At 50.2% G+C, this 11,359-nt stretch carries 14 protein-coding genes; 4 read left to right on the top strand and 10 right to left on the bottom strand.

All coding sequences use genetic code 11. From position 1 onward, the window contains the following. Nucleotides 1-134: 134 nt before the first annotated feature. From mltG to fabD, 5 genes are all read right to left on the bottom strand, one after another. On the bottom strand, nucleotides 135-1,301 hold the full coding sequence (gene mltG / locus HRQ87_RS06800; RefSeq protein WP_174136612.1) for an endolytic transglycosylase MltG: 1,167 nt from the start codon (nucleotides 1,299-1,301) through the stop codon (nucleotides 135-137). Next, the gene (gene fabF, locus HRQ87_RS06795) at nucleotides 1,301-2,560 is read right to left on the bottom strand and encodes a beta-ketoacyl-ACP synthase II (protein WP_174136610.1); all 1,260 of its coding nucleotides are present in this window, start codon (nucleotides 2,558-2,560) and stop codon (nucleotides 1,301-1,303) included. Before fabF ends, mltG begins: the two co-directional genes overlap by 1 nt. 232 nt (nucleotides 2,561-2,792) lie before the next feature. Beyond that, complete coding sequence (locus tag HRQ87_RS06790) at nucleotides 2,793-3,029, bottom strand: acyl carrier protein (RefSeq protein ID WP_174136608.1); 237 nt, start codon at nucleotides 3,027-3,029, stop codon at nucleotides 2,793-2,795. A 289-nt stretch (nucleotides 3,030-3,318) separates the two neighbouring features. Next, the gene (fabG, locus tag HRQ87_RS06785; RefSeq protein ID WP_174136606.1) at nucleotides 3,319-4,056 is read right to left on the bottom strand and encodes a 3-oxoacyl-ACP reductase FabG; all 738 of its coding nucleotides are present in this window, start codon (nucleotides 4,054-4,056) and stop codon (nucleotides 3,319-3,321) included. Nucleotides 4,057-4,066: 10 nt separating this feature from the next. Further along, complete coding sequence (gene fabD / locus HRQ87_RS06780) at nucleotides 4,067-5,002, bottom strand: ACP S-malonyltransferase (protein WP_425501523.1); 936 nt, start codon at nucleotides 5,000-5,002, stop codon at nucleotides 4,067-4,069. A gap of 146 nt (nucleotides 5,003-5,148) precedes the next feature. On the opposite strand from fabD, the gene HRQ87_RS06775 reads away from it, so the two are divergent. From HRQ87_RS06775 to HRQ87_RS06760, 4 genes are all read left to right on the top strand, one after another. Beyond that, nucleotides 5,149-5,580, top strand: a complete 432-nt coding sequence (locus HRQ87_RS06775; RefSeq protein WP_174136602.1) for a hypothetical protein — start codon at nucleotides 5,149-5,151, stop codon at nucleotides 5,578-5,580. Between the two features lie 21 nt (nucleotides 5,581-5,601). Next, on the top strand, nucleotides 5,602-6,099 hold the full coding sequence (locus HRQ87_RS06770) for a hypothetical protein (RefSeq protein WP_174136600.1): 498 nt from the start codon (nucleotides 5,602-5,604) through the stop codon (nucleotides 6,097-6,099). Between the two features lie 96 nt (nucleotides 6,100-6,195). Beyond that, nucleotides 6,196-7,425, top strand: a complete 1,230-nt coding sequence (locus HRQ87_RS06765) for a cytochrome b/b6 domain-containing protein (RefSeq protein WP_174136598.1) — start codon at nucleotides 6,196-6,198, stop codon at nucleotides 7,423-7,425. A gap of 64 nt (nucleotides 7,426-7,489) precedes the next feature. Beyond that, complete coding sequence (locus tag HRQ87_RS06760) at nucleotides 7,490-8,365, top strand: 3-hydroxybutyryl-CoA dehydrogenase (RefSeq protein ID WP_174136596.1); 876 nt, start codon at nucleotides 7,490-7,492, stop codon at nucleotides 8,363-8,365. A 68-nt stretch (nucleotides 8,366-8,433) separates the two neighbouring features. Here the strand turns inward: HRQ87_RS06760 and HRQ87_RS06755 are convergent, their stop codons facing one another. The 5 genes from HRQ87_RS06755 to HRQ87_RS06735 are packed head-to-tail and all read right to left on the bottom strand — an operon-like array spanning nucleotide 8,434 to nucleotide 11,357. Then, nucleotides 8,434-9,306 (bottom strand): lysophospholipid acyltransferase family protein, encoded by an 873-nt coding sequence (locus HRQ87_RS06755; RefSeq protein ID WP_217430403.1) that lies wholly within the window; start codon nucleotides 9,304-9,306, stop codon nucleotides 8,434-8,436. A gap of 27 nt (nucleotides 9,307-9,333) precedes the next feature. Then, nucleotides 9,334-9,612 carry an HPr family phosphocarrier protein gene (locus HRQ87_RS06750; protein WP_174136594.1) on the bottom strand — a complete coding sequence of 93 codons (279 nt, stop codon included), beginning with the start codon at nucleotides 9,610-9,612 and terminating at the stop codon, nucleotides 9,334-9,336. Continuing rightward, nucleotides 9,609-10,013, bottom strand: a complete 405-nt coding sequence (locus HRQ87_RS06745) for a PTS sugar transporter subunit IIA (protein ID WP_174136592.1) — start codon at nucleotides 10,011-10,013, stop codon at nucleotides 9,609-9,611. The genes HRQ87_RS06750 and HRQ87_RS06745 overlap by 4 nt, the downstream gene beginning before the upstream one ends. A 7-nt stretch (nucleotides 10,014-10,020) precedes the next feature. Beyond that, nucleotides 10,021-10,926 (bottom strand): RNase adapter RapZ, encoded by a 906-nt coding sequence (gene rapZ, locus HRQ87_RS06740; RefSeq protein ID WP_174136590.1) that lies wholly within the window; start codon nucleotides 10,924-10,926, stop codon nucleotides 10,021-10,023. Beyond that, nucleotides 10,926-11,357 (bottom strand): HPr kinase/phosphorylase, encoded by a 432-nt coding sequence (locus HRQ87_RS06735; RefSeq protein ID WP_174136588.1) that lies wholly within the window; start codon nucleotides 11,355-11,357, stop codon nucleotides 10,926-10,928. Before HRQ87_RS06735 ends, rapZ begins: the two co-directional genes overlap by 1 nt. Nucleotides 11,358-11,359 lie beyond the last annotated feature (2 nt).

Here is an 11,359-nt window from a genome sequence, read left to right as displayed (position 1 = left end):
GTCGCGTCATACTTACTTATGACACCGATTTGTAAGCAGAACACGGCATCATGAACGAAACAGGCAAAAGTTACTGAATACCTGAATGCGCAGGCTCTTGATATTTTTAAAAGCTAAACAGCCTTGTATAATTGTTAATTATTGCTGCTTTGATTTGCACGCTCAGCCTCGATTTCGCGCCAGCGTGCTACATTGCGGTTGTGTTCATCCAGTGTTTCAGCAAACGCATGACCACCCGTTCCGTCAGCTACAAAGAAAATATAATCCGTATTTTCGGGATTCACGGCCGCTTCGATACTGGCCAGGCCAGGGTTGGCAATTGGGGTCGGAGGCATCGCAGGAATGACATAGGTGTTGTATTCAGTCGCCGCGCGCAATTCGCTGCGGCGCAGACCACGTCCCAATGCGCCACGACCATTGGTAATTCCATAAATTACCGTGGGATCAGTTTGTAATTTCATACCCTGATTCAAGCGATTGACAAAGACCGAAGCAACCTGACCACGCTCGCGCGCCACTCCAGTTTCTTTTTCAATAATTGACGCAAGAATCAGCACTTCTTCGCGGTTTTCTAATGGCAGACCATCTACACGTTCGGTCCATGCTTTTTCAACACGCTGCTGCTGCAACGCAGCCAGTTGTGCGATAAAGGCGTTCCGATCCATGCCGGCGCGCACCTCGTAACCTTCGGGGGCCAAGCTGCCTTCGGTCGGAACCTCTTCGATTTCACCTTCTAGAATATCGATCTGTTTTAATGCCTCAACTACACCCCATGTCGTGGTGCCTTCGGCAACGACAATCTGAAACCGTGTTCCTGCAGAGTCTTTAGCGATTTGATATTCTGCGGGGCGCTCTTCGCTTTCAAGATTAAAGCGCGCGATTTCCTGATAGGCCTGTGTCTGAGTGTTCAGCTCATTCACCTGCACACTATTGCTAAGCACGCCAATGCGATAGTTGATCACTGTGCCACAGGTGCTGCGACCGCTTTGGGTGATCAATTGCAATATGTCAGACATCGATGCATTTTCTGGGATCAAAAAGCTGCCAGCTTTGATCGCTGTTGTTTTTCCCTCGTAATCAGCACCGATACGAAAGATGGTCCCATCGCTGATCGCACCTTTTTCCACCAAAGATTGTGATACGCCAGACATGGATGAACCTGATGGCACCTGCAAACATATCGCCTGGTCCAAAGGACCTTCGCTGGTGTATTTGTTCGTTCCCCAAACAACGGCACCACCGCCGATGAACAACAGGAACACAAACAAAGTCAGCGCGTTAGAGGCGATGTGACGCCACATCAGTCGACCTTTCCAAAAACAAGTGATGCATTGGTTCCGCCAAACCCGAATGAGTTTGAGAGGGCCACTTTGATCTCACGCTCATGCTTTGCGTTTGGCGCAAGATGAATCGGGCTTTGCACAGATGGCGTATCCAGATTAATCGTGGGTGGCGCAACCTGATCGCGGATCGCCAGCACCGAAAATATGCTTTCCACGGCGCCTGCGGCCCCTAGCAAATGACCGATTGACGACTTGGTTGAACTCATCGTGGCACGATCTGCATCATCCCCCATCATCCGTTCAACCGCACCCAACTCAATCGTGTCGGCCATAGTCGATGTACCATGGGCGTTCAGATAATCGATGTCAGACGGTTTTAGCTTGGCATGTCGCAAAGCGGCCCGCATGGCACGTTCGGCCCCCTCGTGATCGGGGGGCGGGGCTGTAATGTGATATGCATCACCTGACATCCCATAACCCAGAACTTCGGCATAGATTTTGGCACCACGCGCCATTGCGTGTTCATATTCTTCCAGAACAACCACGCCCGCGCCTTCGCCCATGACAAAGCCATCACGGTCTTCGTCCCAGGGGCGGCTGGCCATTTCGGGTTCATTTCCACGCTTCGTGGAAAGCGCCCGGCAAGCATTGAATCCGGCAATACCCAGTTCACTGATCGGGCTTTCCGCACCACCAGCAATCATAACATCCGCATCATCCATCATGATCAGACGCGACGCATCACCGATCGCGTGTGCGCCTGTGGAACAGGCTGTCACAACCGCGTGGTTTGGCCCTTTGAAGCCATATTTAATGCTGACTTGCCCGCTGATCAGGTTGATCAAAGCGCCAGGAATAAAAAACGGCGAAACACGGCGCGGACCGCGTTCTTTAACAAGAAGGGCAGTTTCTGCAATCGTGTTCAAACCACCAATGCCGGATCCAATCATGACCCCCGTGCGCACGCGGCTTTCTTCATCTTCGGGCGTCCAACCCGCATCTGTCACGGCCTGTTCTGCCGCAGAAATGCCGTATAGAATGAAATCATCGACTTTGCGACGTTCTTTCGGTTCCATCCAATCATCTGGGTTGAAAGTACCATCCGAACCGTCGCCAAACGGTATCTCGCAAGCATAAGTCGTTGCCAGATGGCCTGCATCAAATCGTGTGATGGTGCCTGCACCAGATTGGCCTTCCAAAAGGCGGCTCCATGTGTGTTCTACACCACATGCCAACGGGGTGACCATTCCCAGGCCCGTTACTACCACTCGTCGCATATTGTCCCCCATCTCTCCGTCAGGTTTCGCCCTAGATACCGCGCGATAGCCCCACAGGGCAAGACCACATATCTAAGTTTAAGCAAGGCTATGCCGTAACCTTACGGCGTGAATGATAAATAACTGATCATTCCCAACCATTATGGCCTTACGAAAAAAACGCAAAGGTTTTGTATTAAAGCAAAAAACGGCGCCCAAAGGACGCCGTTGTTTCGAAATATCGTTATGATGACTAAGCTGCTGCTTCGTTGATGAATTTTACAGCATCGCCAAACGTCTGAATGGTTTCAGCCGCATCATCGGGAATTTCAATGCCGAATTCTTCTTCGAACGCCATAACCAGCTCAACAGTGTCAAGACTGTCTGCGCCCAGGTCATCAATGAAAGATGCATTGTCCACAACTTTGTCTTCTTCAACACCAAGGTGCTCTACAACGATCTTTTTAACGCGATCTGCGACGTCGCTCATATCCAGTCCTCATTATGTTCAAGGGCAATGGCCCAGTCTTTTTTCAATGCCCAAACGGGCGTCTCATCGGCCCTGATCCAGGGCCCCACCGTCCATCGCATTCTCGCGACCTCGCGGCCAATCTGCGCCGCCTATAGCACAACAATACGCGAAGGCAAACGCTTTCAACTTAGCGGCAACAGTCTGCAGTACGTGCCTATTCCAGCGCCAAGTTTCAAGTCAATACTGCAATTCCCCCACTTTTGCACATCCTATCAGATGTATCAAAAATCAGGGGATCAGCTTATTTCTAAAGCATTGCCATGCCACCATTCACATGCAGTGTGGTGCCTGTGACATAGCCACCTTCAGCGCTGGCCAGATATAAAACAGCCGATGCAATTTCCGAAGGATCGCCCATGCGACCGGCGGGGACTTGCTTGAGAATCGCATCCTTTTGATCATCGGTCAGCTTGTCAGTCATTGCAGTAGTGATAAAGCCAGGTGCCACACAATTGACGGTGATACCACGGCTGGCAACCTCATAGGCAAGGGATTTTGACATACCAACCATACCTGCTTTGGACGCAGCATAGTTTGCCTGTCCTGGATTACCCGTTGCACCCACGACCGAGCTGATATTCACAATCCGACCCCAACGTGCCTTCATCATTCCACGCAACACGCCTTTGCACAGTTTCATGGTCGCCGTCAGGTTTACATTGATCACGCTTTGCCATTCGTCATCTGACATGCGCATGAACAGGTTATCGCGGGTAATACCAGCATTGTTGACCAGAATATCCACTGATCCCATCGCTTCGGCCGCCTGTTTGGGTAGCGCGTCGACCGCTTCGGCATCGCTAAGATTACAGGGCAGAATATGAACGCGCTCACCCAGTTCAGCGGCCAATGCCTCAAGCGGTTCAACACGTGTTCCCGAAATCCCGACAGTGGCACCTGCCCCGTGCAACATCTTTGCAATATCGCCGCCAATTCCACCCGACGCCCCCGTGATCAGCGCATTTTTTTCCTTTAGATCAAACATGTTCGTCCCTTCAGCTTAAACTTTCAATTGCGGCTTTGACATCATCTGGTGTGCCAATTGCACGCATAACAACAGATTTATCAATACGCCTGATCATGCCCGATAAAGCCTTGCCTGCCCCAATTTCCCATATTTCGGTCACGCCCTTGCCTGCCATCCATTCCACAGATTCGCGCCAACGCACTGATCCTGTGACCTGTTCAACAAGCAACGATCTGATTGTGGTTGGATCACTGACATCACTGGCCAGAACGTTGGCAACCAATGGTACGACGGGTGCATTCATGTTCACATTTGACAGGGCATCTGCCATGATTTTCGCAGCAGGCTCCATCAGGCTGCAATGAAACGGGGCGCTGACTGGCAACAAAACTGCGCGCTTTGCCCCTTTTTCCTTGGCGATTTCAACTGCACGCTCAACTGCTGCCTTATGGCCAGATACGACAACCTGACCGGGATCGTTGTCGTTAGCCGCTTGGCAAACTTCACCTTGTGATGCTTCATCAGCAACGGTCTGGGCCGTCGCAAAATCAAGACCAAGCAAAGCCGCCATGGCACCGACACCGACTGGCACCGCCTCTTGCATGGCCAATCCGCGTGTGCGCAGAAGTCTGGCCGTGTCACCAACGCTAAAAACACCCGCTGCGGCCAGTGCCGAATATTCACCCAAGGAATGGCCCGCCACAAAAGATGCAGCATCGATGGTCACGCCTTCGGTTTCAAGGGCACGTACAGCCGCCAAAGATGTTGCCATCAGCGCGGGTTGTGCGTTCTGGGTCAGTGTCAGCTGGTCCTGATCACCCTCCCAGATCAATACGCTTAAGGCTTCGCCCAGCGCATCGTCCACCTCATCAAACACCGCTTTGGATGCAGGGTATGCATCGGCCAAGGCTTTACCCATTCCGATCGTCTGGGCCCCTTGGCCCGGAAATACGAATGCTTTCATCAAACTCCTCCTGTCCCACTGCGGTCTAACAAGCGCGCCCTGTACGGGCAATGGTCAGGATAAAATTTGGAGCTTTTGCGATTCTATGATATCAAGCCTCATTCATTTTTTATTTTTGCAAAATTTATTTTAGAATCGAGATTGCTATGAAACGCTTATTATTGCTGTTTTTTATGTTATTTACACAAGTTGCGATTGCCGAAAAGGTCTTGCCCTCCCCCAAAGGAATGATGATCACACCACGCCAAAATGTGGTTCTTTATTCTGGTCCTCCGAACGCTGTTTTTACACAAATGCCCCGTGCCAAAGCAGCTTTGCGCGTTGAAAGTGGTGGTATTGCCCTTCATCCACTTAAACCCGACCCCAAAAGTGGCAACGGGTTCGTTGTACAACCTGCAACCATGCGGCTGCCAAATACGCTGATTGTCGGCGACTATGTCGACATCTGGCAGAATAACCAGACAATACGCTGGATTCAGATCAAGAACCCACGCGCAGTTAATGCGTCAAAAGCAACGCTTGGATGGACAGAATGGGGCAAAGCATCGCGTCCCAGCAACCTGTTTACACAACAATAAGAGTGGGAAAGGAAATTAGATATGGCACCCACAATTTCATCTGAACAACTTACAGCTGGAACTGTCATCACCCCCCAAGACGCCAATATCGAAGGGGCTTTGCAAACTCTGGTCAGCTTTGCGGGCATAGATATGAGTCGTGAATTGGCTGTTATTGTTTTAGCAGCGTGCGTTTTCGCATTCGGCGTCATGGTTGCTTGCGTTTTAAAACTGAACGGGAAAACGCATTGGTCCAAGGTCGGGGTCGCTTCGGTTGTGATGTTTTTTCTATCCAGCCCGGCATGGTCTTTCACGTTGTCCGGCGATTGGGGATCAAGCCCAATGCCGGTTTTAGATCAAATCCTGGCCTATGCAGATGGCGCAGCGCCATTGTCCAAGAAAATGTTTGCTTTGGGTATCGTAATGATGATGGGCACATTATCCTGGCCAATTTTCAACGCACTGCGGACAATACTAATGAAGTTTGTCAGATCAAAAGACCCGACAAATCCTGGTGGTGGCACGCCTGCGCCATCCTAAGCTGGTACAAAGTTCTGCACATACCATGTGCAGAACTTTGGTTTGAACATGTTTCAGAACAGGTTACCTTGGCCATAACTGGTTAAGGGTAGACTTATGGCACTTTCGAACACGACAACATCTTATGGAACTTTGGCAAAGTCCTTTCACTGGGCGATCGTTTTGCTGATCCTGACGGTGATCCCCCTTGGCGTGATCGGCCATAACATAGCCCATCAGATCGAAGATCCGTCGATCGCGACAACACAAGACCAAGTGGAATTGGCCGCATTTCTGTTTTCAATGCATAAAACAATTGGCGTAACGATCTTTTTCCTGGCCCTGGGGCGTATACTTTGGACGATCACCCAACCTAAACCCGCCCCCCTGGCAAGCCATAAACCAATTGAACACTTCGCAGCCGCAACTGTGCATTGGCTACTTTACGCATCCTTAGTGCTTGTGCCCATGACAGGTTGGATACATCACGCGGCGACCACAGGTTTTGCACCCATATGGTGGCCCTTTGGCCAAAGTCTGCCTTTTGTACCTAAGGATCCCAGTATCGCACATACATTTGCCAGCCTGCATATGATTTTTGAACGTGTGCTTGTGCTGGCCTTCCTGCTGCATGTCGCAGGTGCGCTGAAACATCATTTTGTTGACCGCGACGCCACCCTGCGCCGGATGTTACCGGGCCGGGCACAAACCGCTAACACTGCACAGCACAAAGGGGTGATCTTACCGTTTGTGACGGCCATAGGCGTCTATGTTGCGGCCTTGGGTGTTGGCATGGCACTTGGGCTTTTCGCACATGATCACAGTACGTCTGCCCCCATTGCGCAGCTTGATCAGGTTGAAACCGGCTGGCAGGTTCAAACCGGAACACTAGGCATATCTGTAACGCAGTTCGGTAATGAAGTGACAGGCAGCTTTGCCGATTGGACCGCCGCGATCAATTTTGAACCACAAGATCCGTTTACACCGGCGGGCGATGTCGAAGTAACAGTCGCAATCCCGTCCCTTAGCCTTGGGTCAGTCACGGGCCAAGCGCTTGGACCAGATTTTTTCAATGCCGAAAACTTTCCGACCGCGACATTCACAGCCGACATTACGTCCCAGGATGATGGGATATATGTCGCTGATGGGGTTTTGACGCTGAAAGATGTCGAAACACCGATCAGCTTTCCATTCACCTTAACCGTTGATGGTGATGTCGCAGACATGACCGGCAGAACGACGCTGGATCGTCGCACCTTTGGCATTGGCGACAATATCAGCGATGCCAGCAACCTGGCGTTTGAGGTTCAGGTGAATATCGAACTGACAGCCACCCGAACCCCGTAATTCGCCCTTGCAGCCGGTCCCCAGCTGGGCATAGTTGCACGCAAACAGGCTAAAGGACGTGATTATGGAAATCCAAAAAGTCGGCGTTGTTGGCGCAGGGCAGATGGGCAGTGGCATCGCTCATGTCTTTTCGCTGGCAGGATATGATGTCCTTTTGAATGACGTCAGCGCGGATAACCTGGATAAAGCCCAAGCCTTGATTTCCGCAAATCTGGACCGTCAGGTAAGCCGCGATAAAATCACCGAAAGCCAGAAAAATGATGCATTGGGGCGCATTACGACAACCCTGAAGCTACCCGATCTTGGGCAAAGTGATCTGGTGATCGAAGCCGCAACAGAACGCGAGACGATCAAAACCGCGATTTTTGAAGATCTTCAACCGCATTTACTGCCACACACCATACTGACATCGAATACGTCGTCTATTTCGATCACCCGTCTTGCGTCACGCACAGACAGACCTGAAAAATTCATGGGCTTCCACTTTATGAACCCTGTGCCCATTATGCAGCTGGTTGAGCTAATCCGTGGGATTGCCACCGATGCCCAAACCTTTGATGCTTGTTTGAAAGTTGTTGAAAAACTCGGAAAAACCTCAGCCACAGCCGAAGATTTTCCCGCCTTTATCGTGAACCGCATTTTGATGCCCATGATTAACGAAGCGATATATACCCTTTACGAAGGTGTTGGATCGGTCAAATCAATCGATACATCCATGAAGCTTGGCGCCAATCACCCAATGGGCCCACTTGAGCTGGCTGATTTTATAGGTCTGGATACCTGTCTTGCGATTATGAATGTGCTTCACGACGGTCTTGCAGACACAAAATATCGCCCCTGCCCTTTGCTGACAAAATACGTTGAAGCTGGGTGGCTTGGCCGTAAAACGGATCGCGGCTTTTATGATTATCGTGGTGATGTACCAGTGCCAACGCGCTAGCAGTGCCTAACCTTTGCCAAGTATTCAAACAATACGAGACAGCGCTCAGCAAGCCTGTGTATGATACTTTATGGTTTAAGGCCTAAAGTGTGATCGCGTAGCCAACTTACAAACCCGCGCGGATTGTCCGACCATTCTTTGATCTCATCACCATCAAGCGGTTCGCCAACAACAGGGCTTTGCGGCCTGTTCAACGCGTGGACAACTTCATAAATCAGCAATCCCTGCCGCAGCGTGGCCGAGATTTTATTGGCAATCTGATACAGGCGTGAATTTTGCCCTGGGAAATAAACGGGCACCACAGTCGCACCGGATCGTTGGATCATCTTTGCAGTAAATGGATTCCACTCAGCCTCAATCGCGGGACCGAACATGGTTTTTGCAGATGCGACAACACCAGATGGAAAAAGAATGATTGCGCCATTTTTCTTCAGATGATCCATCGCGTCTTTGCGCATTTCTAAGTTTTTCTTCAATGCATCCTCTTCATGAGGAAACGGCACAGGGATCATGAATTGCTCAATTTCCTCAACGCCTGTCAGCAGAGACCTTGTCAGGATTTTATAGTCTGTACGCACACGTCCAATCAGATCAGCCAGAACCATACCATCCACAAGGCCATGCGGATGATTGGCCACGATTATCACAGGACCCGATGCGGGGATGTGTTCAATTTGATTTTGCGGCGTCAGAAGCGGAATACCCATCAGGTCCAACGCTTGGCGCCAGAACGCTTGTCCGTGTGGCGCACCAATGCGTTCAAACTTTCGGATCAAACGCAATAAGGTCAACTTGCCCGTTGCCCACTCCATCGTCCGGATCAGATTTGATTTCCACGGATTGCGAAATGTATTCGCATAAGAAAGCCTGCGCTTGTCATAGGGCACAAAATCCGGGTCATCTTCAGGGCGCACTGTTATATCCTGATAGCTGTCGACCAAAGTGTGTCACCTGTACCTTGCGCCGCGTCAAACGTCTTCGCCGAATTTATCGGCAACAAGCGCTTCAAGCGCATCCGCTAGTTTCTGGGCTTCGGGCCCGCTAGTTTCAACTTTAATAAAACTTCCTTTCGATGCTGCCAACATCAAAAGACCCATTATACTGTCGCCTGATGCATTCAAGCCATCTTTTGACACATCAGCATCAGCATCATGGGCTTCAACAACCTCGACCAGTTTGGCAGAAGCGCGGGCATGAAGCCCCTTTTCATTGACAATTTCAAAAACACGGGCGTTTGTACTAATCATGAAGACTGTTCTTTGGCACTCACATCTAGTGTGTCAATGTATTTACGGCCTGCAATACGCGCTTTTTCCGTGGCATCATCAACATTACTGTTCCGACACTTTGCCAATTTAACCAATAACGGCAAATTTGCACCATATAAAATACGTCTGTTTTCGGGTCCGCAGGCACGCAAAGATAAATTTGACGGCGATCCACCAAACATATCAGTCACAATCACAACACCGTCGCCTGTATCAACATCATCAGCCGCGCGACAGATTTCGTCTTGCTTCAGTCCACGATCATCATCGCTGTCAATGGATATCGCGCGCATTTTGGGCTGTTTACCCACAACATGTTCAACGGCGGCAAGATATTCCTTAGCCAACCCACCATGCGCAACAATCACAATACCGATCAAACGGGTCTTACCTTTCCTGTGCCACAGCTGCCCCGGCGTGACGTTCCAATTCCCTGTGTCTTATAGACACCTGCCAATCCGCGTCTGCAAGTGCCTTTGCAAGCTGTTCCGCCACGGCAACAGATCTGTGTTGCCCTCCGGTACAGCCAAAGCCAATTGAAAAATGCGCTTTTCCTTCATCGATGTAGGCAGGTAACAGCATCTGTGCAAGGCTGTTGACGTGATCAAAAAACGGTGTGAACCGATCATCTGCAGCAATGTAATCAGCAACCTGACTGGACTGCCCTGTCATTGCGCGAAGTGATTCATCCCAATAGGGGTTTCGTAAAAACCGACAATCAAAGACCATATCAATGCCGCGTGGCAAACCACGTTTATAGGAAAATGAGTGAATTGAGATTGCCAGTTGCACAATTCCGCCGGGCGCATACCATTTTTCGATGTCGGCGCGCAGATCATGTGGGGTCAGATTAGACGTATCCAGCAAAACATCTGCCCGCGCACGGATCGGGGCCAAAAGATCAAGTTCGCGCGTGATACCCTGTTCAGGGCTTTCCCCTGGTGCCATCGGGTGTCTGCGGCGGGTTTCAGAATAGCGGCGCAACAAAACATCTGTTCTGCAATCGATATACAAAAGCTCGCTGGTCAGATTTGGCATGTCGCGCAACTTATCGATCATCTCGATCAAGGCTGTTGCGCTGAAATCACGATTACGCACATCAATGCCCAAAGCCATGGGGCGCAATAGTGGCGGACCATCTAGCAGTCGTGGCAATAAACTAAGCGGCAGATTATCAATGGCTTCGAACCCGGCATCTTCCAACACATTGATTGTTGTAGAACGTCCCGCGCCAGATGGGCCCGTGACAAGAACAATCCTGTTCCCATTCGTTTCTTTAGCAGATTGATCCATCACATGTGATCCTGATTATCACCGTATGACTTTATGTATTGTAAAAGAGCGGCGGGAAAATGGCACCCCTCGATTTTGTGAAAAAGACGAATGGCAATCCCATCAATTGTTTTATAGCACAGCAAAGGCAATCGTTGCGTTTCTGTTAGGTCAAGATCGATAATTCCAATAACTTTTGCCTCATCAATGGTCTTGGCGGCTAAAATGCCAATCCCGTGCACTTCGATCTTTCCTTTGATGGAAGACGGGGCACTTGCTATCAAAGCATCGCCTGATTTTTTCAAAACAGTGTAATCATCTGACACCAACCGGCAACCCAAAGACATCATTTGCAACGCAAGAGATGACTTGCCCGACCCCGATACCCCAATGATCGTCAAGGCGTATTGATTGAATGCAACCGTTGTTCCACGAAAAGGGGTATCAGACATTG

It is taken from the genome of Parasulfitobacter algicola (genome assembly GCF_013315265.1).
In the GTDB taxonomy this organism is placed as follows: Bacteria; Pseudomonadota; Alphaproteobacteria; order Rhodobacterales; family Rhodobacteraceae; genus Parasulfitobacter; species Parasulfitobacter algicola.
The sequence above is the reverse complement of the archived record's forward strand: the minus strand, read 5'-3'. Positions and strand labels throughout refer to the sequence as shown.